Annotated in this window: 22 protein-coding genes; 14 read left to right on the plus strand and 8 right to left on the minus strand. The window is 63.8% G+C overall.

Annotated elements, in window-relative coordinates; translation table 11 throughout:
- Positions 1-251: 251 nt before the first annotated feature.
- Together OKA11_RS04375 and OKA11_RS04380 are read right to left on the minus strand one after the other, a co-directional pair.
- Entirely contained in the window at positions 252-743 is a 492-nt protein-coding gene (locus OKA11_RS04375; protein WP_267219012.1) for an asparaginase domain-containing protein, read from the minus strand.
- Between the two features lie 132 nt (positions 744-875).
- Positions 876-4,271, minus strand: coding sequence for an acyl-[ACP]--phospholipid O-acyltransferase (locus tag OKA11_RS04380; protein ID WP_267219013.1), 3,396 nt, complete (start codon positions 4,269-4,271; stop codon positions 876-878).
- Positions 4,272-4,484: 213 nt separating this feature from the next.
- Between OKA11_RS04380 and OKA11_RS04385 the strand changes: the two genes are divergently transcribed.
- Positions 4,485-5,090 carry a TetR/AcrR family transcriptional regulator gene (locus tag OKA11_RS04385; RefSeq protein ID WP_267219014.1) on the plus strand — a complete coding sequence of 202 codons (606 nt, stop codon included), beginning with the start codon at positions 4,485-4,487 and terminating at the stop codon, positions 5,088-5,090.
- On the opposite strand, the gene OKA11_RS04390 is transcribed toward OKA11_RS04385, so the two are convergent.
- Positions 5,079-5,702: a TetR/AcrR family transcriptional regulator gene (locus tag OKA11_RS04390; RefSeq protein WP_267219015.1), complete on the minus strand. Its 624-nt coding sequence runs from the start codon at positions 5,700-5,702 to the stop codon at positions 5,079-5,081. The genes OKA11_RS04385 and OKA11_RS04390 overlap by 12 nt on opposite strands.
- Before the next feature lie 63 nt (positions 5,703-5,765).
- Here OKA11_RS04390 and OKA11_RS04395 point away from each other — a divergent pair, with 63 nt between their 5' ends.
- The 3 genes from OKA11_RS04395 to OKA11_RS04405 are packed head-to-tail and all read left to right on the plus strand — an operon-like array spanning position 5,766 to position 9,920.
- Positions 5,766-7,223: an efflux transporter outer membrane subunit gene (locus OKA11_RS04395; protein ID WP_267219016.1), complete on the plus strand. Its 1,458-nt coding sequence runs from the start codon at positions 5,766-5,768 to the stop codon at positions 7,221-7,223.
- Positions 7,216-8,367, plus strand: coding sequence for an HlyD family efflux transporter periplasmic adaptor subunit (locus tag OKA11_RS04400; protein ID WP_267219017.1), 1,152 nt, complete (start codon positions 7,216-7,218; stop codon positions 8,365-8,367). The genes OKA11_RS04395 and OKA11_RS04400 overlap by 8 nt, the downstream gene beginning before the upstream one ends.
- A complete protein-coding gene (locus OKA11_RS04405) occupies positions 8,367-9,920 on the plus strand; it encodes a DHA2 family efflux MFS transporter permease subunit (protein ID WP_267219018.1) in 1,554 nt (517 codons plus the stop codon). Before OKA11_RS04400 ends, OKA11_RS04405 begins: the two co-directional genes overlap by 1 nt.
- A gap of 176 nt (positions 9,921-10,096) precedes the next feature.
- Here the strand turns inward: OKA11_RS04405 and OKA11_RS04410 are convergent, their stop codons facing one another.
- Positions 10,097-11,134, minus strand: coding sequence for a chemotaxis protein CheB (locus OKA11_RS04410; RefSeq protein ID WP_267219019.1), 1,038 nt, complete (start codon positions 11,132-11,134; stop codon positions 10,097-10,099).
- Between the two features lie 199 nt (positions 11,135-11,333).
- Between OKA11_RS04410 and OKA11_RS04415 the strand changes: the two genes are divergently transcribed.
- The 9 genes from OKA11_RS04415 (at position 11,334) to OKA11_RS04455 (ending at position 18,276) form a co-directional block, all read left to right on the plus strand.
- Positions 11,334-11,618, plus strand: a complete 285-nt coding sequence (locus tag OKA11_RS04415; protein ID WP_267219020.1) for an STAS domain-containing protein — start codon at positions 11,334-11,336, stop codon at positions 11,616-11,618.
- Positions 11,615-13,918 carry a chemotaxis protein CheA gene (locus OKA11_RS04420; RefSeq protein WP_267219021.1) on the plus strand — a complete coding sequence of 768 codons (2,304 nt, stop codon included), beginning with the start codon at positions 11,615-11,617 and terminating at the stop codon, positions 13,916-13,918. Before OKA11_RS04415 ends, OKA11_RS04420 begins: the two co-directional genes overlap by 4 nt.
- Entirely contained in the window at positions 13,915-14,784 is an 870-nt protein-coding gene (locus OKA11_RS04425; protein ID WP_267219022.1) for a CheR family methyltransferase, read from the plus strand. The genes OKA11_RS04420 and OKA11_RS04425 overlap by 4 nt, the downstream gene beginning before the upstream one ends.
- Positions 14,781-15,854, plus strand: a complete 1,074-nt coding sequence (gene cheB, locus OKA11_RS04430; protein ID WP_267219023.1) for a chemotaxis-specific protein-glutamate methyltransferase CheB — start codon at positions 14,781-14,783, stop codon at positions 15,852-15,854. Before OKA11_RS04425 ends, cheB begins: the two co-directional genes overlap by 4 nt.
- Positions 15,855-15,858: 4 nt before the next feature.
- On the plus strand, positions 15,859-16,401 hold the full coding sequence (locus OKA11_RS04435) for a chemotaxis protein CheD (RefSeq protein WP_142635005.1): 543 nt from the start codon (positions 15,859-15,861) through the stop codon (positions 16,399-16,401).
- 34 nt (positions 16,402-16,435) lie between these two features.
- Positions 16,436-16,807, plus strand: coding sequence for a response regulator (locus tag OKA11_RS04440; RefSeq protein WP_142635003.1), 372 nt, complete (start codon positions 16,436-16,438; stop codon positions 16,805-16,807).
- A gap of 14 nt (positions 16,808-16,821) precedes the next feature.
- On the plus strand, positions 16,822-17,262 hold the full coding sequence (locus OKA11_RS04445; RefSeq protein ID WP_142635001.1) for a chemotaxis protein CheW: 441 nt from the start codon (positions 16,822-16,824) through the stop codon (positions 17,260-17,262).
- 3 nt (positions 17,263-17,265) lie between these two features.
- The gene (locus OKA11_RS04450; RefSeq protein WP_267219025.1) at positions 17,266-17,637 is read left to right on the plus strand and encodes a hypothetical protein; all 372 of its coding nucleotides are present in this window, start codon (positions 17,266-17,268) and stop codon (positions 17,635-17,637) included.
- A 69-nt stretch (positions 17,638-17,706) separates the two neighbouring features.
- Complete coding sequence (locus OKA11_RS04455; protein WP_267219026.1) at positions 17,707-18,276, plus strand: DUF938 domain-containing protein; 570 nt, start codon at positions 17,707-17,709, stop codon at positions 18,274-18,276.
- Here OKA11_RS04455 and OKA11_RS04460 read toward each other — a convergent pair.
- From OKA11_RS04460 to OKA11_RS04475, 4 genes are all read right to left on the minus strand, one after another.
- A complete protein-coding gene (locus OKA11_RS04460; RefSeq protein WP_267219028.1) occupies positions 18,263-19,600 on the minus strand; it encodes an MATE family efflux transporter in 1,338 nt (445 codons plus the stop codon). The genes OKA11_RS04455 and OKA11_RS04460 overlap by 14 nt on opposite strands.
- A 42-nt stretch (positions 19,601-19,642) precedes the next feature.
- On the minus strand, positions 19,643-21,238 hold the full coding sequence (locus OKA11_RS04465; protein ID WP_267219030.1) for an FAD-dependent oxidoreductase: 1,596 nt from the start codon (positions 21,236-21,238) through the stop codon (positions 19,643-19,645).
- Positions 21,239-21,958: 720 nt separating this feature from the next.
- Positions 21,959-23,218, minus strand: coding sequence for a cytochrome P450 (locus tag OKA11_RS04470; RefSeq protein WP_267219032.1), 1,260 nt, complete (start codon positions 23,216-23,218; stop codon positions 21,959-21,961).
- Between the two features lie 14 nt (positions 23,219-23,232).
- The gene (locus OKA11_RS04475) at positions 23,233-23,559 is read right to left on the minus strand and encodes a 2Fe-2S iron-sulfur cluster-binding protein (RefSeq protein ID WP_267219034.1); all 327 of its coding nucleotides are present in this window, start codon (positions 23,557-23,559) and stop codon (positions 23,233-23,235) included.
- Between the two features lie 162 nt (positions 23,560-23,721).
- Between OKA11_RS04475 and OKA11_RS04480 the strand changes: the two genes are divergently transcribed.
- Positions 23,722-24,417, plus strand: coding sequence for a TetR/AcrR family transcriptional regulator (locus tag OKA11_RS04480; RefSeq protein ID WP_267219035.1), 696 nt, complete (start codon positions 23,722-23,724; stop codon positions 24,415-24,417).
- Position 24,418: the final 1 nt, after the last annotated feature.

Consider the following 24,418-nt stretch of genomic DNA (forward strand, 5'->3'; position numbering starts at 1 on the left):
TTTCGGCCAGGCTATCGACAGTAATCGTCACACGACCTCCCATGCAGATCGCCAGTCCTTTCCCGGGAGCGGGAAGGATCAGGCGGTGCGACCGGGAGGTCGTTTCGCGTTCTTCAGCGACGCGGGGAATGAACCTCCAGCGTCATACTTTGGACCTAGGCCGTTTGCGGCTCACGAAGGAGTACTTCCGTCTATTCCCGTAATGCGAGGGACTCGCAACGATTGCAGAGCGGATTTTACAGGGTGAGCGCTCAGATCGCGACGAACTTGCCTGCGTCGCGGTCCTTGCGCACTTTGAGCCCGTCGAACACCGACCCGCTCATGGTGATCCACACGCCGGGCTGTGCAGACTGACAGCAGGCGAAGGCCATGCCAAGGTTGAAGGTTGCGTCGCTTTCGGCAAAGCGCGCGGGGGCGAGGGCGCCGGTCAGCACCACCGTCTTGCCTTCCAGACCTTCCAGCGCCTTGGCGGTGTCGGTCATGGTGTCAGTGCCGTGCGTGATGACCACGTGGCTTTCGGGCGCCGCGGCGATGGTGGCGCGGATGAGGGCGCGATCCTCGTCGGTGAGTTCGAGGCTGTCCTTGCGGAGCAGTTCGACCACGCGAAACGGATGGGCCACGCGCGAGGTCTTGAGCAGCTTTTCGATGACGCTTTCGGCGATCTGGTATTCGCTCAGCGCGTCGAAGTACTGCTTGTCGAACGTGCCGCCGGTGGTGACGACGAGGATGGGGGCGAGAGTCATGTCCGCGCCTTTAAACCGGCGGGAAGGGCGCGGCAACCGTTGGCGATGGTACCCGACGTTCCCACACAAACCCCGTCATCCCCGCCTTCGCGGGGGCGACGAGGTTGGGTCAGGGGCCTGGTTCCCGCCGGATCAGGCTTTCGCCATCTCGTTCAGCGTCACGTAGTCCAGCTTCCCCGTACCCAGCACGGGCAGGGCGTCCAGCACGCGGATCTCGCGCGGAATCATCAGTTCGCCAACGCCGTTGGCGCGGCCCCATTCCTGCAGCGCCTTGTGATCGGCGCCCCTGGCCGTGGTATAGAGCACCAGTTGCTCGCCCTTCCTGGCGTCGGGGCGAGTGACCACGGCGCTTTCCGCATCGGGCCAGACCTTCGCGGCATAACCTTCCACGGCCGGTAGCGAGACCATTTCACCCGCGATCTTGGCAAAGCGCTTGGCGCGGCCGCGGATGGTGACGAAGCCGGTCTCGTCGATGGTGACGATATCGCCGGTGTCGTGCCAACCCTCGACGGGCGGCTGGAGCACGCCGGGTTCGCTGGCGAGCAGGTAGCCGGCCATGACGTTCGGTCCGCGCACGTAGAGACGACCGCCCTCGGTGATGCCGGGCACCTGTTCGAGCCGCGTTTCCATCGCCGGCAGCATCCGGCCGACGGTGCCCGCCTTGAAGTGCATCGGCGTATTCACGGCGATCACCGGCGCACACTCGGTGGCGCCATAGCCTTCGAGGATACGCAGGCCGAACTTGTCGGCATACGTGCGGCGGGTTTCCTCGCGCACCTTCTCCGCGCCCGCGAAGATGTAGCGCAGCGAGTAGAAGTCGTAGCTGTGCGCCATGCGGGCATAGCCGGAGAGGAAAGTGTCGGTGCCGAACAGGATCGTGGCATTGGCGTCGTAGGCGAGCGCGGGCACGATGCGGTAGTGCAGCGGACTGGGGTAGAACACGGTGCGAATGCCGTTCAGCAGCGGCAGCAGGGTGCCGCCGGTCAGGCCGAAGGAGTGGAACACCGGCAGCGCGTTCAGCACCACATCGGCAGGGTTGAAGTCGATCCGCGCCGCAAGCTGCGCACAGTTGGACAGCAGGTTGCGATGGCTGAGCACCACGCCCTTGGGCGCGCCTTCCGAGCCTGAGGTGAACAGGATCACCGCCGGTGCATCGGGTGAAACCTTGCGGCGGGCATGACGGCTGGCGGCAAGGCGGCCGGTCAGCATATGCCAGAGCTTGGCGGCGGTGCCGATCTCTGCGGCCAGGTCTTCGAGGTAGAGTACCTTGCGACCGTTTGCCTCCAGCGCGGCGATCACGGGTTCGAGCTTGCCCTGTTCGACGAAGGCGCGTGCGGTGACGACGGTTTCGATCTTCGCGGTGGCACAGGCGGACACGAGGCTGGCCTGACCCACTGTGAAGTTCAGCATGGCGGGTACACGCCCCTCGGCCTGAAGCGCGAAGAAGGCAAGGGCGACGCCGCTGACGTTTGGCAGCAGCAGACCCACGGCTTCGCCCGGACGCGTGCGATAGGCAAGCCGTTCGCCCAGCAGCTCGGCGCCCAGAATCAGGCGGTTATAGGCCAGCGGCGTGCGCTTGATGTCTTCCACCACCTTGGTCTTGCCGCCGTGGATTGCGCGGGCTTCGCAGAGCGCGGCGAACAGCGTGCTGTCCGTGTGGCTGGTGTCGAAGATCATCCGGCTCATCTCGTCATAGAGACGGCGACCGGCGATGGCGCGGCGCTGGCGTGCGGTCATCTCGCCCTCAATCGAGAACCGGCGCGCGGGCAGCACTTCGATCGAGACTTTGGGGAACCAGCGCTGGCGGACCTTGCCCTTGAGGTGGGAGAAGGGCGTGTACTGCGGCCCGTCGAGGCGGACGGGGACGATCGGTGCGTCGGCCTTGTCGGCGACCATGCCGGGGCCGTCGAACACCTTCATCAGCGCGCCGGTCACGGTGATGCGGCCTTCGGGGAAGATCACCAGCGTTCGGCCTTCCTTCACCGCGCGGACCATCGCCTTGGCCGCCATCGGGTTGGTGGGATCGACCGGAAATGCGCGGAACAGCTTGAGGAAGGGCTGGATCCACCAGCTCTTGGCAATCGCGGTGTGAACCGCGAACGTCGGCTTGCCGGGCAGGAACGCGCCCAGCAGCACACCGTCGAGGTAGGAGAGGTGGTTGACGACGACGACGGCGGGTTCGCCAGGCTTCGGCATGTTCTCGATGCCGGTCACTTCCACGCGGTAGAGCATCCGAAGGACCGTGCGGATCACCGCCTTGAACAGCGTTTCGGGCAGCAGCCAGATCGAGATCACCGCAACCACCAGCGTCGCGAAGCCCAGCACGCCGATCACGCCGGGCACGCTGACGCCGCTGCCCAGCAGCACCGCCACAATGCCCACCGCAGCCACGGTCATGCCCGCGTTAAGGATATTGTTGGCGGCGATCACCTGCGAGCGTTCCTCGGGCGCCGAGTGGATCTGGAGGATCGCGTAGAGCGGCACGATGAACATCCCGCCGGAGAAGGCGATGATCACGAGGTCGACGAAGATCTTCCAGGACTGGGGGTTTGAAACGAACTGGCGCACGTCGGCGTCGATCACCGTGGGGGTGAAGGCGCGGGTGGAAAGCCAGAGGTCGATCAGGCCGATCGCGAGCATCAGGGCGCTGACCGGCACGTAGCGAGCGGAAACTTCGCCCTTCAGCATGCGGTTCACCGTCATCGAACCCAGCGCGATGACCACCGAGAAGACGACGAGGAACAGCGTCGCCACTTCCTTTTGCGCCTGCAGCGTGTCGGAGACGAGCGGGACGAACTCGGTCAGCAGGATCGCACCCGCCGTAAAGAACCAACTGATGCCCAGCACGGCGAGCCAGACCCCGCGCCCGCGATGGGCGGCGACCAACACGGCCCAAGTACCGCGCGCGATGTTCCAGTCGATCGGGTGCCCATCGCGGCTGGGCGGGGCGGCGGGGACTGCCTGCGCGGCCAGCCAGCCCAGCACGGCAAGGCCCATGGCGACCAGGCCGGCTTCCCATGGCAGGACCTGTCCGGCCAGCAACTGGCCGCCCAGAATGGCAAGGAAGGTACCCGCCTCGATCAGGCCGGTGCCGCCCATGACTTCGCGCTCGCCAAGATGCTGCGGCAGGATCGAATATTTCACCGGGCCGAACACGGTGGAATGCAGGCCCATCAGGAACAGGCTGGCGAGCAGGACCGTGATCGATTCCCACGCGAAGCCGATCAGCGCGAGACCCATGATCCCCACTTCCGCCAGCTTGATCCAGCGGACGAGCTTGGCCTTGTCGATCCGGTCGGCAATCTGGCCGGCAAGGGCCGAGAACAGGAAATAGGGCAGCGTGAACAGCCCCGTCGCCACCACCGACAGCATCCCCGCCTTGTCCGGCGCATCGCGCAGCAGGCCATAGTTGGCCAGCAGCAGCATCGCGTACTTCAGCAGGTTGTCGTTGAAGGCGCCCAGGAACTGGACGCAGAACATCGGCGCGAAACGCCGCTTGGTAAGCAATGAAAAGTCTGGTGCCGCCACGCCCGTATTCCCCCTTTTGATGGGACTGCTTGGACTTCAAAGACTTTGCGGGCGGTTAACGGTGTGAGCCACCCGCCGGTCCTCAGCAACGAATCATGTCACATCATCGTCGTGAGGGTAGAGGTGGCATTTAATTGATCGCCGTTCAATTTAAAAATTAGACATCGTTCAATTTTATCGACTATCTGGTCCTGCAATCGAATGAGGGCATGAATGGGACGGCGATCGGATCACAGCCGCGAGGAATTGCGCGAACTCTTCGTGGCGCAGGGGCATGCCCTGCTGTCTGAGGTGGGTTTTGTGCGGTTTTCCGCGCGCGAGGTGGCCAAGCAGGTCGGCTATTCGGTGGGCACGATCTACAACGTGTTCGGCTCGCTGGACGCGCTGATGGTAGAGGTCAACGGCCGCACGCTCGATATGTGGATCGCCTTTCTGGAGGCGCGGCTGTCGGCTTGCGAGGACGGTGCTGCGCGTCTTGACGCAGCGATCGGTGCCTATTTCGATTTCGCACTGGGCCATCGCCACGCCTGGACCGCGCTTTACGACTTCCGCCTGCCCGACGGCAGCGAATCGCCCGCGTTCTACCGCGAGAAAGTGGCCACCATCACCGGCGTGATCGTGCGCGAGATCGCCGCGGTCCTGCCCGTGAGCGTTCGTGAAAGGGCCGTGCCGCTGGCGCGCTCGCTGCTGGCAAGCGTCCACGGGCACTGCTTCTTCGCACTCAATGGCACTTTCGCAATGCTGGGCGAAGACGATCCGCTCGCTGCCGCCAAGGCGCGCGTGGCGGACAGCGTCGCCTGCGCGATCTCAGGCCGGTAGCGCTTCGCTCGGCAGGGCGCGGGGCCAGTCGATCAGGCCGATCATCATGTCGACGAAAGCCTCACGGTCGCGCAGGGTGGGGCGTTCCGGGCGCATGAGCACGTCCGAGCGATAGCCGATCATGGCCGACACGGTCATCAGCGTCAGCCGCTCCGCCTCTTCGTGCGAGAAGCGGGTTTCGAAGAAGCTGGTCACGCAGGCGCGGAACTTGAAGGGGCCGCGTTCGTAGAACATCTCGTTGATTTCGGGGAAACGTTCGCCTTCGCTGACGACGAGACGGAACAGTTGCACCGAATTCTCGCGCAGCAGGCAATCGAGGAAGCGCAGGCATGCGCGCCGCAGCGCCGGAAAGGAGAATACCTGCCCGGTCAGCACTTCGTCCACGTCCTGGGAAAAAGTCTCGACCTTGTTGTCGACCACCGCCGCGAACAGGTCCTCCTTCGAGGAGAAGTGCGCCCACAGCGTCGCCTTCGATCCGCCCAGTTCGTCGGCAATGGCCGACATGCTGGTAGCGCCATAACCCCGGCCGAAAAACGAGCGCGTCGCAACCTCGACGATCTCGGCACGCTTCTTCGCCTTGTTGAGCTCTCTCTTACCCGTACATGCTGTCATAGTACTGCATAGTACACTTTTGGATTGACAGGGGCAAGGCCGAGGTCGATAAAAACTGTACTGATGAGTACGATCACACTTCCCCGAGTCGCGGCAGCATCGATGCTGGCCGTCGGCCTTTCGCTGTCCGCCTGCGCGGTGCCCGACCTTGGGCCGAAGCCGCAGATGCGGGCTCCTTCAACGCTGGAAAGCAGCCAGTCACTTTCGGCGGCTGAGGCCGCCCAGTGGCCGCAGCAGCAGTGGTGGACCGCTTATGGCGATCCGCAGCTCGATGCGCTGGTGGCCGAAGCCCTTGCAGGCTCGCCGGATGTCGCCTCTGCGCAGGCCCGCATCCTGCAGGCGCGCGGCGCAGCCCAGGTGGCGGGCGCCGCGACCCTGCCGAGCCTGAATGGACAGGGCTCCGGCGGCATGACCAAGCAGAGCTACAACAATGGCTTCCCCAAGGCCTACGTTCCCAAGGGCTGGAACAGCACCGGCGATCTGGCGCTCTCGGGCGATTTCGATCTCGACCTCTGGGGCAAGAACCGCAAGCAGCTGGCCGCCGCCACGTCGGAGCGCATGGCTGCCGAGGCCGATGCCCGTCAGGCCGAGCTGATGATCTCGTCCAACGTGGTGTCCTCGTACTTCGACCTTGCCCGCCTGATCGCGCGGGGCGAGGCGCTGAAGGATGCGCTCAAGGCGCGCGAGACATTGGTGGATCTGACCGGCCAGCGCGTGCGTCAGGGCCTCGATCAGGAAGCGCCGCTGCGCCAGTCCGAGGCCCTCGCGGCCTCGGCCCGGGTCGCGCTGTCGCAAAACGATGAGCAGATCCTGCTGCGCCGCCATGCCTTGGCCGCGCTGCTGGGCGCCGGCCCCGATCGCGGCCTGTCGATCAATCCCACCGCCATCACCGCGATCCCGGTTGCGGCGCTGCCCGCCGATGCCGGGATCGGCCTTGTCGGCCGTCGCCCCGATATCGTCGCGGCTCGTCTGCGTGCGGAAGCGGCGGACAAGCGTATCGGCGTTGCCAAGGCGGCGTTCATGCCGGACATCTCGCTCTCGGGCCTGATCGGGCTCCAGTCGCTTGGCCTGTCGAACCTGATCAAGACCGGCTCGACTTATGGCAATGCCACGGGGGCGATCAGCCTGCCGATCTTCGAAGGCGGCCGCCTCAAGGGTGATTATACCCAGGCGCGCGGCAGCTACGATGAGGCGGTGGCAAGCTACAACTCCACCGTGATCGGCGCGCTTCAGGACGTCGCCGACGCGCTGGCAAGCCGCAATGCCGCGCAGGATCAGGAAAGCGCCGCTGCCGATGCGGCGGCCAAGTCTGCCCGCGCGCAGGACCTTGCGTTCCAGCGCTATCATGGCGGCATCGGCAATTACCTCGATGCGCTGACGGCACAGACCACCGCGCTCGACGCGCGCCAGCAGGCGGTCGACGCCCATTTCCGGACGCTTTCCGAAGACGTCGCGCTCAAGCGCGCGCTCGGCGGCGGTTACGAAGACAATTCCAGCAAGAAGGCCCCTGAAAATGACTGACGAAGCGCAGGGTTCGCCCGCAGGAAACGCTGGAGATGCCAGCGTGCTGGGAAAGAACCGCCGCAAGCCGTTGCTGCTGGGCCTTGGCGCCGCCGTGATCGGCGTTGCGGTGCTTTACGGCGCCTACGATGTCTTCATCGGCAGCCGTTCGGTCTCTACCGACAATGCCTATGTCGGCGGTGACAATGCGCAGGTGACGCCGCTCACTTCGGGCCGCGTGGTCGAAGTGCTGGTCACCGACACGCAGCCGGTGAAGAAGGGCCAACTGCTGTTCCGCATCGAGGATGCCGACCAGCGCATCGCGCTTGAACAGGCCGAGGCCGAACTGGCTTCGGCGCAGCGCACTTATGGCCAGTCGCTCGCCAACAACCGGGCGCTGGGGGCTTCGGCCGACGCCAGCGACGCGCAGATCGCCTCGGCAAAGGCCAAGCTGGCTTCCGCGCAGGCAACGCTGACCAAGGCGCAGGCCGATTACGGCCGCCGTGCCGCTCTGGTCGGTTCGGGTGCGGTTTCCGCTGAAGACCTGACCACCGCGCGCGAAGCTCTGGCTTCGGCCAAGGCTGCGGAAGGCGAAGCCCGCGCGATGCTTGCCCAGATGGAAGCTGCTGCCGTCAGCGCCCGCCGTCAGGAAGACGCCTCGGTCGCCATTACCCAGGGCACCACGCTCAGCACCGCGCCGCAGATCCGCCAGGCCCAGGCCAAGGTCGATCAGGCCAAGCTCGATCTTGAACGCACCATCGTGCGCGCGCCGATCGACGGCGTGATCGCCAAGCGCGCCATTCAGGTGGGCCAGAAGGTCCAGGCCGGCAATGTGGCGATGACCGTGGTTCCGGTCGGCCAGCTCTATGTCGATGCGAATTTCAAGGAAACGCAGCTCGGCAACGTGCGCCCCGGCCAGAAGGCCACGCTGACCTCGGACTTCTACGGTTCCAAGGTCAAGTATCACGGCAAGGTCATCGGCTTTGCCGGTGGCACCGGCGCCGCTTTCGCGCTGATCCCGGCCCAGAACGCGACCGGCAACTGGATCAAGGTGGTGCAGCGCCTGCCGGTGCGCATCGAACTCGATCCCAAGGAACTGCAGGAGCATCCGCTGCGCATCGGCCTGTCGATGGACGCGGAAGTCGAACTGACGGACGCTGACTGATGGCAGGCGCTCCCCCTGCTGCTGCCGGGGCGTCCGAGGGGCCGACTTTCGCCGGGGCGAAGCTGCTGATCGCGGGCTTCCTGCTGGCGATGGCCAACTTTGTCGTCGTGCTCGACATGACGATCGCCAACGTCTCGATCCCGCACATCTCGGGCGGGCTCGGGGTATCGGTGTCGAACGGCACCTGGGCGATCACGTCCTACGCCGTGGCGGAGGCGATCTGCGTGCCGCTTACGGGCTGGCTCGCAGGGCGCTTCGGTTCCTTGCGCGTGTTCCTGCTCTCGCTGATCGGCTTCGGCGTGTTCTCCGCGCTCTGCGGTATCGCGCATACGTTCCCGCTGCTGGTGCTGTTCCGTCTGGGGCAGGGCTTCTGCGGCGGCCCGCTGATGCCGCTGACGCAGACGCTGCTGTTGCGGATCTTCCCCAAGCACATGCACCCTCGCGCCATGGCGATGTGGGCGATGACGGTCGTGACGGCGCCTATCGCGGGCCCGATCGTCGGCGGCTACATCTCCGACAACTGGTCGTGGGAGTGGATCTTCTTCATCAACGTGCCGATCGTGGCGCTGGTCTTCTTCGGCCTGTTCACGATCCTGCGCGGGATCGAGACGCCCACCCGCAAGCTGCCGATCGATGTCGTCGGCCTCGGCCTGCTGATCGCATGGGTGGCGGCGTTCCAGATGATGCTCGACCTCGGGCGCGAGCATGACTGGTTCGGTTCGCCCTTCATCGTCGCGTTGGCGGTGATCGCGGTGATCTTCTTCATCGCCTTCGTGATCTGGGAACTGACCGAGGATCACCCGGTGGTGGACCTGAAGGTATTCCGTCATCGCGGTTTCTCGGCGGCGACGTTCTCGCTCACCATCGCCTTCGGCACCTACTTCGCCTCGGTCGTGGTGATCCCGCAGTGGTTGCAGGCCTCGATGGGCTACACCGCGACGCAGGCGGGTGAGGCCATGGCCTTCTCCGGCGTGCTGGCGGTCTTCGCATCGCCCTTCGTGCCCAAGCTGATGCAGCGCTTCGATCCGCGCCTGCTGGTGTTTCTGGGTATTTCGTGGATCGGCATGGTCGCCATCTTCCGCACCAGCTGGTCCACCGACGTGGCGTTCTGGACGATTGCCTGGCCGCAGCTTGTGCAGGGTGTCGGCGTGTCGCTGTTCATGGTGCCGCTCACCACGATCAGCCTCGCTTCGGTCGATCCGGACGAGACGGCGGGCGCGGCGGGTATCGCCAACTTCGGCCGCACCCTTGCCAGCGCCATCGCCACGGCTCTGGTGACGACCACCTGGGAAGACATGTCGCGCACCAACAGTGCCGACATGGCAGCCTCGATGAACGGCGCGCAGCAGACGATGGAGCAGCTTCAGGCGGCCGGGTTCTCGCTGGCGCAGGCGCGGCAGACTCTGGCCAACCTTGTCGAAGGGCAGGGCACGGCGCTGGGCACGGTCCACGTCTTCGCCCTGTGCGCGATGCTGCTGTTCATCGCAGCCTGCACGATCTGGATTGCACCGCGTCCGCCTCGCGGTGCGAAGCCGGCCTCGGGCGGACATTAACCCGTCCGCCCACCGACCGGCGAGCCGCCGACGCCTCCCCTATCCCTCGGCGTCGGCGGCTTTTTTGTAGGGTGCGCTTGTCGCATTTGCGACGAGCCTGCGGCGACCTCCCAGATTCCATCCCGTATGGGAGGCCGGGAGGGGGAGCGGGCCGGCGCGTAGGAAAGGTGGATGCCTTAACCCTCCGCCGTACCGCACTGGGTCAGCATATCGGCCGCAAGTTCTTCCAGCTTCAATTCGGCATCGACCGCGCCCGCCTCGACCGCAGCCGCGGGCGCCTGTGGTACCGTTGCCGTTCCGCGGTCCTGGGCGAGGGTACGGCAGCCCGCCGCCTGCAGGAGTTTTAGACCTTTTGCGCCATCCTCGCCCATTCCGGTCAACACCGCGCCGATGGCGGAAAGTCCGCCGCGCGCGATAGTGCCGAACAGCAGCGTTGCGGAAGGGCGGAAGCCTTCGACCGGTTCGCGCTCGACCGTCCGCAGCTTCGGCGGGCTACCCGGCTCCACGATGACGTGTTTCCCGGGATCGAACGCAATATGGACCGTTCCCGCCACCAGTTCCGCTCCATCGGCGACAGCCTTGATAGCGCATGCGCAATCCTTGTTGGCACGGGCGATGAACATTTCGGCGAGGGCTGGTTCGGTCTGAAGAATGATGACTGTGGGTGGGCAATTCTTTGGATAGTGGCCGAGCACTTCGGTCAAGGCGTCGACGCCGCCCATGGATGTACTGAAAGCGGCGATCTTGCCATTGGGCGTATAGCCCTCGGTGCTTTCGGCCTTGGGGCCGCGATGGCGGGGGCGGTCGCGCACGTTCGAATTGGCTGCGGCGACGACCACCTTGCCCAGTTTGCCGACCGTCTTGGCGAATTGTTCGGGTGTGGCTTTGAGCGGCTTTGGAAAGCACTCTACCGCCCCCAGTTCGAAGGCCTTGAGTGAGGTTTCCGTGCCGCTTTGAGTAAGGGCGGAGAGCATGACCACCGGCATCGGGTTGGTGCTCATGATCTCTTCGAGGAATTCGATTCCGCTCATCCCCGGCATCTCGACGTCAAGCGTCACGACATTGGGCTGTAGTTGGGCGATCTGGCTGCGGGCCTCGGCGGCGCTTGCGGCGGTTCCGACGACGACGACGTTCTTGGACTGCTCCAGGACGTCGCAGAACAACGCGCGCATCGCTGCTGAATCGTCGACCACGAGTACGCGGGCGTCATGCATCGGGTTTCGCCTTCTTCCTAAGATTTCTCACCATGCCGATACCGCCGATTAGCCGACCAATTTCCTTAACGGAGATAAGGACTTCGACTGAGAATGCGCACAACGCACCGTTGGTATGGCTGGGCATAGAACGGCGTCGAGCCCGTTATCTTCCTGCTTGGAAGAAGACGATGTGGGGCAATGCGACGAGGAAATGTCGATGACAGCGATCTGCGAGGCAAGTGGGGCTGGGATAGTTCTTCCCGCCCGTTGCGACCGGGCCGCAGCCGAAGTGCTGTTGCCGGAGTTCGTGGCAGCCGTGGGTCTTCAGCCCATCAGCATCGATGGCAGCGGGGTCGAGCATGTCGGTCAGGCCGTGCTGCAACTGCTCGTCTCGGCGCGGCGAAGCGGCGGCGGGGCGGTGATCACTGCGTCCCCGGCTCTGCTCGATGCCGTGCAACTGACGGGCCTGGAGTCCGAACTCTTTGAGGAGGCCGCGCTGTGAGTCCCGAAGAAATCCAGCAGATATTCTTCGCTGAATGCGAGGAGTCGCTGGCTGCCGCCGAAGCGGGGCTCGCGGCGTGCAAGGCGGGTACACACGATTCGGATACCGTGAACGCGGTGTTTCGCGGGGTTCATTCGATCAAGGGCGGTGCCGGCGCTTTCGGTTTTGGCGCACTTCAGGCCTATACCCATACATTTGAGACGCTGCTGTCCGACGTGCGTGAGGGCCTGGTGCCGATCGACCCGAAGCTGGTCGATCTCCTGCTGCGTGCGCTCGACACGCTGGCGGATCACGTCGAGGCTGCGCGGGAGGGCGGGGATGCACCCGCCGATGCGGCGCTGATCGTCGAGATGGAAGGTGCGATGGCGGCGAACGGTGCGGGCGCTGCGCATGTGGCAGCCGCCGAGCCCGATCCCGAGCCTGAACCCGCATCCACGAGTTCTTCCGGCACCGACGATGATTTCGGCATCGACCTCGATTCGCTGCTCGACGATCTGACCGGTGGATTCGATGTTTCCGCCAGCGCGACCGTCGCAGGCGGAGCGGTCGAGCCGGCCAGCTGGCATGTACAGGTACGCCCGCGCGCCGGAGCCATGCGCAACGGAAGCGAGCCGCTGCTCATGCTGCGCGAAGTCGCCTCGCTCGGCGGGCGTGTGGCTGCCTGCGACGTTTCGCAGGTTCCCCCGCTCGACAGTCTCGATATCGCCGAAGGATATCTCGCTTGGACCTTTGCGATGCCCGCCGAGGTGAGTGAAGATGCGGTGCGCGACATCTTCGATTTCATCGGTGATGACTGCGCGGTGACGTTCGGCGATGATGGGGCCGAAGGCGCTGTTGCTTCGACCGAACTGGATCCGACCACCGATCCTGCGGAAGTCGGGACCGCCGCGGCCGAGGCTGCGGATGGCACGCCTGCGGAGGCAGGGGGGGCATCGGTAGCTGATTCGGTTGCCAGCCAGCCAGCCCCTGTTTCGCCGCCCGTGCAAACGCAGGTTGCGTCAGCAGTCCCGCCGCCGGCGGTCGAACCAGCGGCAACTGCTGCAGCGCCCCCTGCCACTGCTCCTGCTGGGGGAGCTGCTCCGGTATCCGGGGCAGGTCAATCGATCCGCATCGACCTGTTCAAGCTTGATCGGCTGATCGATCTCGTCGGCGAACTGGTGATTGCCCAGGCCATGCTGGTCCAGCGCCTTGAAGGGGTGACGATCAATGCCAGCGAGGAACTCTCGCTGCTCGAGAGCCTGACGCGCGACATCCAGGAAAGCGCAATGTCGATCCGAGCCCAGCCGATTGGCAGCGTATTCAGCCGTGTGCCTCGCATCTTACGGGACCTCGCGGCTTCGACGGGCAAGCATGTAAAGCTGGACGTCTTCGGCGAAACCACGGAACTCGACAAGACGGTGATCGAGCGACTCGGTGAGCCGCTGACCCACCTCATCCGCAACGCGGTTGATCACGGCATCGAGACTGCCGAAGCGCGCATCGCCGCGGGCAAGTCACCGGAGGGTACGCTGACCCTTTCGGCCGAACACCGTGCCGGCCGCATCCTCATTTCGATTGCCGACGATGGCGCCGGGATCAACCGCGAGCGGGTTCTGGCCAAGGCGATCGAGAAGGGCATCGTCAGTGCCGATGCACAGCTTTCCGCCGAAGAGATCGACAACCTGATTTTCGCGCCAGGGTTCTCCACTGCGCAGGTCGTCTCGAATATCTCCGGGCGCGGGGTCGGCATGGATGTCGTGCGTCAGAACGTGAAGGATCTGGGCGGGCGTATCACGATTGAAAGCAATCCGGGCAAGGGGACGGCTTTCATCCTGACGCTCCCGCTTACGCTGGCAATTTCCGATGGCATGATAGTCAATGTCTGCGACCAGACGCTGGTGGTCCCGCTTGCTCATGTGGTGGAAAGCTTGCGGCCGTCGCCGGATGATGTGCAGGGTTTGGGATCGAGCCAGGCGATGCTCAACGTGCGTGGCCGCTTCATCCCGGTCATTTCCCTGCGGGAGGCACTTGGTGCCCAGATGGGTTCGGAGGATAGGCTTGCCGGGCATCCAGAGCAGGGGGTGCTCATCGTTGTCGATACCGAAAGCGCGGGCCAGGCAGCCTTGCTGGTCGATGATATCCAGGACCAGCGCCAGTTCGTCATCAAAAGTCTCGCCACTAATTTTCGGCCCGTGGAAGGCGTGGCAGGTGCGACCATCCTCGGCGATGGCCGGGTGGCGCTGATTGTCGATGTCGATGGTCTGGTCGCCTGCGCTCTGCCCGCCCAGGATCGCGCCGGTCATGAGAGGCAGGTCGCATGAACGCTATGGCAACGGCGACCGAACAGGTCCCCGGGGTCAGCCCGGACATCTATGGGGACGCCGATTTCGCGGCGATCGCCAAGATCGTCTATGACGCGGTGGGCATCGTGCTCTCGCAGCGCAAGTCGATGCTGGTCTATTCGCGTCTTGCTCCCCTGGTGCGCGAGACGGGCGCGATCAGCTTTGCGCGCTATGTCGAAATGATGCGCGCAGACAGCACCGAGATGGGGCGTGCGGTGGCCGCGCTGACCACCAATCACACCTTCTTCTATCGTGAAGCGCACCACTTCGAGCATCTTGCCGAGCATGTCCGGCCCCATGCGATCGAATGCTTGCGCGCCGGGCAGCCGGTGCGCCTATGGTCGGCGGGATGTTCGAGCGGTGAGGAAGTGTGGTCGATCGTGATGACCATGCTGGGCAGCGACCGGAGTGCCGGCCTTGACATGGCCCGGCGTGATTTCGTGTTGCTGGCGAGCGACATCGCTCCTCACGCGCTGGCAAAGGCCGAGGCGGCGACATATGCGGCGGGGGATCTCGACCCGGTGCCGACCGCGCTACGGTCGGCATGGAGTGCGTCGAGCGGCGGGCAGGTCCGCATCGCCGATGCCGCGCGTGCATTGGTGCGATTCCGGACACTCAACCTGCAAGGCGAGTGGCCGATGAAGGGGCGCTTTGATGCGATCTTCTGCCGCAACGTGATGATCTACTTCGACAACGAAACCAAGGAGCGGCTTGTTGCCCGCTATGCCCAGGCCCTGCAGCCGGGAGGCTTTCTCTACATCGGCCATTCCGAGCGCGTGACGGGTCCGGCAACGCAGGTGCTTAGGCTGGTCGGTCCAACCATCTACCAGAGGAGCGCGGCGTGAGCATCAGGGTTCTCATCGTCGACGATTCGCCGACCATGCGGGCGATCCTGATGTCGAGGCTGCGCGAGCAGGGTGACATCGAGGTTGTTGGCACCGCTTCCGATGCAGCCGAGGGGAGGGCTCTTATCAAGCAGCTCGATCCCGACGTGGTGACGCTCGACATCGAGATGCCAGGCATGAACGGGCTCGACTTTCTCGAAAAGATCATGGCCTTGCGTCCGACCCCGGTGATCGTGGTGTCGGGCGCCACCCAGGACGGTAACGAGGTGACGGCCCGTGCACTCGCGCTCGGGGCAGTCAATTGTTATGCGAAGTACGATCCCGGCGGCAAGCTGGCGTTGCAGGACGGCGGGGAACTGGCGGATCTGATCCGCGATGCGGCGCAAGTGCGTTTCGATGCTCGAATCGAATCGAGGCCGGAGCAGCGGCCGCGGGATGTCCGAGTTGGCGCGGCTTCCGTGGTGGCCGCTGAAAGTCGGCTCTCGATCCGGCGCGAAACCCGGTTGATCGCGATCGGCTCCTCGACGGGCGGTGTGGAGGCATTGCAGGTCGTGCTGGGAGGCTTCCCGATCGATTGTCCGCCGACCGTGATCGTCCAGCACGTCAACCCGCGCTTTGCTCCGGCTATTGCCCGGACGCTCGATCTGGCCTGCCCGGCGCACGTCCAGGCTGCCGACATGGATACGCCCTTGTTGGCTGGAAATGTCTATCTTGCCGCCGCCGCCAGTTGCCATTTGACTGTGAAGCTCGATCGGGACGGAAGCACGCTGCTGGGGAAGATGCGGCGCGGCGAACCGATCAGCGGTCATGTCCCGAGCGTCGATGCCCTGTTCGCCTCGGTGGCACAGGTCGTGGGGGCTGAGGCGGTCGGCATACTTCTTACCGGCATGGGACAGGACGGTGCGCGGGGGTTGCTGGCCATGCGTCAGGCCGGCGCGCATACGATTGCGCAGGATGAACGCACTTGCACGGTGTTCGGGATGCCGCGCGTGGCGATTTCGCTCGGCGCGGCAAATGTAGTGGCCCCGGTTGACCGGATTGCCGGCCACGCCCTCAACAAGGCGGCATGACAAGATGGCATCTGCAAATTCACCCGCGAGTACCCACCTTACGGTGCTGCAGGGGCAGTTCAGGGTCAGTGCGGGCCCCAAGGTGGAACTCAGTACGGTCTTGGGTTCGTGCGTGGCGACGTGCCTCTATGATCCGGTGATCGAACTGGGCGGCATGAACCATTTTCTGCTTTCCGAGCCGCCCGCTACGCACGCGCGGGGGGAGGTCGATGTCCACTATGGGGTTTACCTCATGGAGATGCTGATCAACGAGATGCTCGCCTATGGTGCCCGCAAGGAGCGGCTACGAGCCCATCTGTACGGAGGCGCGAACATCCGCGCGGGCATGCAACGGATCGGCACCGCCAATGCTGAATTCGCGCGGGGTTTCCTGGTCCGAGAGCGCATCGAGCTGATGCGTGAGGATCTCGGCGGTACGTGCGCGCGCCGTGTCGATTTTCGACCGGCATCCGGCCTCGTGCGTTGCCGAACCGTTGCCGAGGCTCCGGAAGTGGCTGTCCAGCCGGTGGTCCGGCGGGAACCGCGCGGCGAAGTCGAACTGTTTTAAGGGTCGATCTGTTTCAAGGAAAAATGAGGATCCGATGTCCAAGACCACCCGAGTCCTGACCGTTGACGATAGCGCATCCATGCGGGCGCTGCTCAATCATGCGTTGTCGAACAACGGCTTCGACGTGTCGCAGGCCGACGATGGCGTTTCTGCGCTGGAATGGCTGGCACTGAACGAAGTCGATGTCGTCATAACAGACATCAACATGCCGCGTCTCGATGGCTTTGGCCTGATCGAGCAGGTCCGCGGTGGTACCCGACATCGCGATCGCCCCATCCTGGTACTCACAACCGAGAGTTCGGACGAGAAGAAGGCCCGCGCGCGAGCAGCAGGCGCAACCGGTTGGATCGTCAAGCCATTTGACACTGACAAGCTCGTCGCGGCGGTCCGCCGCGTCGCCCACTGAAGGAGGCCTCGGTCATGCACCGCGAACTCATCACCTTCGAAGTCGCCGGCCAGATCTTCGCGCTCGACATCATGGCGATCCGCGAGATCCGCGCCTGGACCCCGGTAACGCCGATGCCGCGTGTCCCGCATTACGTGGCAGGCGTGGTCAACTTGCGCGGTACGGTATTGCCGGTGATCGATCTTGCTGCCCGGCTGGGCTGGACGCCGACCGAGGCCACGCCGCGCCACGCCATCATTGTCTGTCAGGTCAATGGGCAGTCGCAGGGTTTGATCGTGGATTCGGTGTCGGACATCGTCGCGCTTCATTCCGAGACCTTGCAGGCGCCGCCCAGTGCCGGACAGGACGGGGTGATCCCATTCCTCGAGGGGCTGGTGGCGATAGACGAGCACATGGTCATGGTGCTTGACCTCCAGACATTGGGGACATCCGGGGATGCGTTGGCGGCGGCCTGAGCCATGATCCACGAATCGCGCTTTCTGGCCCCGAGGCTGCTTGAACCCCGCTTCCTGGCTATGGCCGAAGTCTTGACCGAGCTTGCCGGCGAGATCGAGGCCCTGGGCGAAGTATTGTGTCGGGACGAGGGTTTCGCGGCAGGGCACATTCGCGAGCTTCAGGCGATCGATCTGATTTCCCAGAAGCAGCGTGCGTTGTCGGCCATTCTCAGTGCAGGCTTCAGTGCGACAGAGATGCGCCGCATCAACCTGGAAGCGATCAACCTGCGCTTTCGTCATTTCCTCGACGACAGCGAAACACTCTGCGAGGTCCCGCTTGATTCTCCGCCGGCCAACGGAACCGGCGATGGTGGACCGCTCGACTTGTGGGATTGATCGGGCGGGGATAACCCGTCAGGCATGTCCGGCTCGTCACATTCCGACCGTCGCTATGCTCCGGCTGCGATGCGTAATCGCGATCCCATTCTGGCCGTGCTGCGCGAGGTGCTACCCACGTCGGGCACTGTACTCGAGATCGCTGCAGGCACTGGCGAACATGCGGTCTACTTTTCTAGATTTTTGCCGGGACTCTTCTGGAAACCGAGCGATCCTGACACCAATGCCCGCGCTTCTATCGCCGCATGGCGCGAGGCGGAGGGGCTGCCCAACTTGATGGTCCCGATTGCTCTTGATGCAGCGGCTGCGCCATGGCCGCTGGAGAGCGCGGATGCGTTGGTCTGCATCAACATGATCCACATCAGCCCATGGTCGGCAACGCTTGGATTGATGGCAGGTGCGGGGCGCCTCTTGTCTCAGGGCGCTCCGCTGGTACTCTACGGTCCCTATCGCCGGGAAGGTCATGCAATCGAACCGGGAAATGCCGCGTTTGATGAGGACCTGAAGCGCCGCAATCCGGAATGGGGGCTGCGCTATCTGGAAGATGTCGCCAAAGTGGCAGTTGGGCATGGCCTTGTCCTTGACCGGGTGGTCGAGATGCCCGCCAATAACCTGACGGTGGTTTTCAGGAGGTGCTGAAGCTGCTGCGCGTCTTACGGGGTATCAGGACGAGCTGTCCTGCCCCGCGCAGCAGGAAAAAGACCGTGAAGGCACTCCACAGTCCGGCATTGCCAAGCGGGTGGAGCAACCAGAGCAGCAAGACATAGCCCGCCAGCGCCAGGGCCATCGTGCCCAGCATAGCCCGTGTCCAGCCGGTTCCGACAAATACGCCGTCGAGGACGAAGGACGTAAAGCCGGCCAGCGGCAAGACGGCGAGCCAGGGTACGTAAGTTGCACTTAGAGCCGCGACTGCAGGGTCGGTGGTGAAGCGCGTGGCAAGAACTTCACCTCCCACCGCGTAAGCAAGAGTCATGGCCAATGCGGCAGCGCCGGCCCACAGCATGGCTGATCGGACGGCTTTGTCGAAGCGTGTGCGCTCGCGGGCTCCGAGGGCTTCGCCGCAGAGAACTTGTGCTGCGCTTTCGAAGCCATCAAGGATCAATGCGGCCAGCATGAAGAGTTGGAACAGGATGCCGTTGGCCGCCACGGTCACCGGCCCATCCTGAGCGCCGCTCCGTGCAAACAGCAGCATCGCGGCGGTCAGGAGCAGCGTCCGCAGGAACAGGTCACGATTGAGGGCGAACAGGGCTGCCAGTTCGCGGCGGCGCCATGTCGTTCGCGCCGCGAACGATGTGAGTGCGCCTCGCCCGTCCGAACGGCGCAGCACCAGAATGCCGAGCACTATAAACTTGAAGCATTCGGAAGTGAGCGTGGCAATAGCAACCCCGGCGACCCCCCAGTGGGCAAGCAGAACCAGCAGCATGTCGAGCGCGACATGCAGCAGGTTGGCGGTGACTTCGACGACGAGCACGTGACGCACCAGGCGTTGGCCGATCAGCCATCCAACCAACGCGCAATTGCCCAGCCATAAGGGAGCGGCCCAGTAGCGGATGGCGATGTAGTGCCGCGCGCTTTCGCGAAGGGCCTCTTTGGCGCCTAGCAGGTCAAGGCCAAAAGGGATCGCGAGGGGCATCGCGAGCAGCAGGACCGTTCCGATGCCGAGTGCGACTGCAAGAGCTCGGGCAAGGGTTTCTGCCTGTGCACGGGTGCTACCTCGGCCAGCACCTTGCGCGGTTAGCGCAACGGTGCTGGTGCGCAGGAAGTTGAACACATTGAGCAGTGCCATCATGAACTTGGCGCCGAGTTCCACAGCACCTTGCGCGGGAGCGTCGCCAAGGCGTCCGATCGCCCACATGTCTGCTAGCCCGAACAGCGCGGTTGCCACGTTGGTGAGCATCGCGGGCAAGGCTATCGACCATAAGAGGCGGGCCTGCGATACCGAATTGAAGGAAGGACTACGCAAGCGGGGAACCCGGTGGCTGGTGATTGGCTTTCGTTCGTCCGCCTAACTGACCATGTTGCGTATCGCAATCATCCCGAACACGGCGGCTACGCCAGCCGCGAAGCCAGGGGCGACGTCGTGGGGACCAGAGAGCGGCGCGGTGCAGCCACCGATGGCATATAGGCCTGAAATGGGTGTTCCATCGATCCTTGTCACGCGTGCGAAAGGATCAACGGTAACGCCGCCGCATGTCCCCAGACTTTCCGCCCTGAGCGGCACGGCATAGAACGGTCCTCGTGAAATCGGTCCCATGCAGGGGTTGGGGCCGTGAGCGGGGTCGCCGTGATAGCGGTCGTAGGATGATGCGCCTTTCCTGAAATCGTCGTCGATGCCGCGGCCCGCCATGACGTTCCAGTGGTTGATCGTGGTCTCCAGTCCGGTGGGATCGATCCCGCATTCGCGGGCGAGCACATCGAGCGTTGCTGCGCGGACCAGGCTGCCGTCCTGCAGGCGTTGCCGGGGAATGCGCCCCGGTGCGATCGGTCCGAAGCGATAGCGAGAGCGGTGGCGAGTATCGAAGATCGCCCATGCCGCGGGAGCGGTGCCCGAGGCTTTTTCTTGAGCGAGGCTCGCGCTGCCAACTTCCATCGGAGGGGCGGCTTCGTCGACGAAACGACGTCCGTCACGTCCGACAACGATCAGATGAGGCTTGCCCAGAGCAGTCAGCACGGTGGTCGCGGGGCGCGCCTGTTCGGATGCAAGCCTGAGGAAGCGCCAGTCCTCGTTCATCCAGCCCGTGCCCGCGCCGAGGCCGAGCATCCCTGTAACGGCATCGCCATCGGCAATCGGTAACGGCGAGGGCTGGGGAATGCGTCCGGTGGCGATCACTACACCATGACGTACATGGACGCGGCGATGCCAGCTGTCGCAATCGATCATCGCGCCGCAGACACGGCTGTTGCTATATTCCAGTGAGAGCAGCGCGGTGCGCGTACTGATTCTGGCGCCAAGTTGCAGTGCAGCAAGCAAAAGCCGTGCCTGCAAGGCGGCTCCGGCGGACAGCAGGTTCTGCGCCCGAACTCGGGCTGCCAGACTGCGCCAGCGCAGTCTGGCAGCCCCGATGCGTCCGTCCCATGTGGATTCGGTGCGACCGAGCCGCGCCCATTCCGATGCGCGGGCAGGGATCGGGTAACTTTGCGGTCGAATGCGGCGTTTCCAGGTTCCGAGCTTCTCGGCGTCGATCACCTCGGTTTCAACGGCTCGCCCGGTAGCATGGCCGCCGGGGAGCGTATCGTAGTGGTCGGGGTAGCCTTCGCACAGGTGCAGCGGAATGTTGCGGGATTCATAGAGTGCTACGAGCGGTGCGACCCCGTCGACAAAGGCCGCGCGCCGTTCGGGGCAGGACGAGGGATCGCCATCATCCACGAAATTGGCAAGATAATCGAGTGCGGCCCGGCGTGAATCGGGCACTTTTTCACGCAACATAAGCGGGTTGTTTGGCAGCCAGAGCATGCCGTTCGAGGCGGAGGAAGGCCCGCCGATCAGCAAGTCCTGTTCGACCACGAGAGCTTCCAGGCCAGCCATGCGGGCCGCAATGGCCGAGGTTAGACCACCGATCCCGCTACCCACGATTAGAACGTCGCACTCGATGTCGGGCATGTGCTTCGGTCCAGTCGGGCCGCCACGGCACGAGGCCGCGGGGCGAATCACGGATGGTCAAACGTGGCCATTTGGCCGCGAATCACCGGCGGGGTTCGCTAATGCACAAGAATTATACGTTTTATGCTGCGGCTGCGTAAGGTTACTTAGGTCTTAGACGCAAAAAACACTTGCGCCTCCAGTCGGAAAATTCGGGTAAACCACGAACTTAACGGACTGGAGGCGCAAATCGAACTTTACATTGCGTCTATCGGAGCAGATGTTGCACTTGCGAAGATTCGGCGCGCCGGAAAGGATTTACATCCCCCCGGCGCGCTCTCTCCCAACACCGGCAAGGCCCAGAAGGCCCTTCGCTGACCACCTTGCAACATCTTTTGCCATTCGAAAAGCGCGAATTTGTTCTGGAGGCGCAACTTCTTGTGATGTTTGTCTGTGGTGTGTCCCTTAAGCATCGTTGCGTGGCTCGGGCCTCGATAATCGCGTAATTATCTTCACTCCCGTGGAAAGTGACCATGAGAGGTCGCGTCAAGGGACTGTTGGATACTCGTGAAAACCAATTTCACGGGGCCGGCCGAATCTCCTGTCAGCCGACCAACGACCTTTTTCCACAGGCCTAGTCAGTTTCCGTTGGTCGGAGATGGATCGATTTCTATCCCTCCGAGCACTTTACGGGGCAGGGACTGGACCCGATGCGACCCAATCCCCGAGCGCCGTGTCGAATTACCAGACCAACGGAACTTCTTCCGGCCCGATTACGCCGCCTGGTCGGTACTCTATCCGGGTGCCGGGCTTGAGGGCGAAGTCGGGAATGCGCCTCAGCCATTCCTGAAGCGCGATCTTCACTTCCAGGCGGGCCAGGTGTCCGCCCATGCAACTGTGCACGCCAACCGTGAAGGCGAGGGTTGTCTTGCGCGGGCGATCGAAGTCTACCGTCAGAGGATCGGGGAAGACATCGGGGTCGAAGTTGCAAGCGGGCAGGATGAAGGTCACGCGGTCGCCCTTCTTGAGCTGCACGCCGCGCATTTCATAGTCCTGATCGAGTACGCGGCCCGAGAACGTGACGGACCATCGCCGCAACAGTTCTTCTACCACCTTGTCGATGTCCTGCGGCCGATCGATGATTTCCTGGCGCTTTTCCGGGTTCTGCGCGAGCCATGCCCAGACGTTGTTGAGCGTTGCGAACACGGTGTCTAGCCCGCCGATGAACAGGAAGCAGACGAAGCCGAAGATCTCCTTTTCGGATAGCGGCACGCCGCCCGGTTCCGCATGGGCAATCAGGCTTACCACGCCTTGATCGGGGTGCGCCTTCTTCTCGGCGATGGCTTCCTTGAGATAGGCAGTGATGCTCTGCATTGCCCGGCCCATGATCGCGCGGTCGTTCGAGTGGAGCAGATCCATCGCCCAGGACACGAACGTGTCGCGCATGTCCTGAGGCAGGCCCATGATGTCTAGGAATACCGAAACCGGCAGCGGGCGGCCGAAATCTTCGGTGAACTCGCATGTCCCTCCGGCGGCGACCTTGGCCTCGATCTCGTCGATCAGGTCGTTGGCGCGCTGGCGGATTTGCTTCTCCAGCTTGAGCACACCCTGGGGACTGAACACCGGGTCGACGATGTTGCGATACTTGCGGTGGTGCGGCGGATCGATCTCGATCGGGATGAAGTAGAAATAGTCGTTCGGATCACGCGGGAACGGCGTGGCCCCCTCGTTCGAGAAGATCTCCGGATGGCGCAGGCCGAACAGGGCATCCTCGTGGCGGGTGAAATGCCACATGTTGCCCATCGGGCTGACGTCGTAATAGATTGGCGGCTGCTTATCATGCAGCGCGGCCATGAAATCGTGCGGAGCGGCGAGAAATTCCGGCCCGAAGGTAAGGCCTACCTGGCGAACCAGGTCGGCTGGGACATGATCGGGCACCTGATCCATGCCGACATGGCGCGGAAAGCTGGGCGGAACGGGATTGGCGGCGTCGATAGGCATCGGTTCTCTCCCGCTTAGAACTGGTGTTCGGGAAGGTGGACGACAAGCCCGTCGAGCGCCTCGGTGACGATCATCTGGCAGGACAGGCGGCTGGAGGGTTTTACTTCGCTGGCTGCGGATTCGAGCAGTTCCTCCTCGGCCTGCGAGGATGGGCCGCCAACCGCTGCGGTCCAGTCCGCGTCGACATAGCAGTGGCAGGTGGCGCAAGACAGGCCGCCGCCGCATTCGCCGGTGATCCCTTCGACCCCGTTGTAAAGTGCGCCGCGCATGACGTTTTCGCCGGCATCGACCTCTACGGTCGTCGCGTGGCCGGTGTGGTCGACATAAGTGACCTTGGGCATCGAACTCTCCTGATTTCCTGTCTTCGCGCCTTTATGAGAACGCTGTTCTCAGCATTTTTAGCGTGAGGGAGGTGATTGAGTCAATCGAGACGAGACGGGACGAGCCAAGGCATCGCAGGACGGGCTGGACCAGTGATGGGAGACGCGATACGCGAGTGATCGATGGCTACGACGAAATCCCATCTCGCCTTGTCCGCAGCATCTGATGAAGGTGATGAAGATCGCTCCCAGAAGCTCATCGCGGCGGCACGCGAATTGCTTGACGAAGCAGGACTGGAAGGCCTGACGATCCGCGCGGTGCTGGCACGCACGGGGCTTGCGCGCAGAGCCTTCTATGAGCGGTTCCAAAGCAAGGACGATCTTGTCCTCGCGGTATTCGATTCCACGTTGCGTTCGGCCGCGCGGGCATTCGAAGCGATGACGAAGCCGGAAGTGGGGTCGGCGCAGGCTCTTGAGGGAATCGTCCGTGGCATTGTCGTTGGCCAAGCGCAGTTTCAGGAGAAGTCGCAGGACCGGTCGTCAGTTGCGGCGCAAGGCATGCCGGTTGGCGGAGCTCACTTGCGCAGTGCAGCGCTCAGCCGTGAGCATTTGCGGTTGGCCCAGCAGCGTCCCGCTGAATTGAAGGCCGCGCTTCAGCCCTTGCTAGACTTAATGGCGGGGCATATCGGTGAGGGGATGGTTGCAGGGGTCTTCCGGAAGGCCGATCCGCAGTTGCAGGCGCGGCTTATCTACAACCTCGTTTCGACGACGGTGCACACGCTCTTGCTCGAAGAGGAAGGCCGGGCGCCCGATCGAGCCGAGCGCGAGGCACTGGCACAAGCGATCTGGTCGTTCTGTTTGCGGGCGATTGCGGTGTAAG

Origin of the sequence: Novosphingobium clariflavum (assembly GCF_026420865.1) — a bacterium.
GTDB lineage: Bacteria > Pseudomonadota > Alphaproteobacteria > Sphingomonadales > Sphingomonadaceae > Novosphingobium > Novosphingobium clariflavum.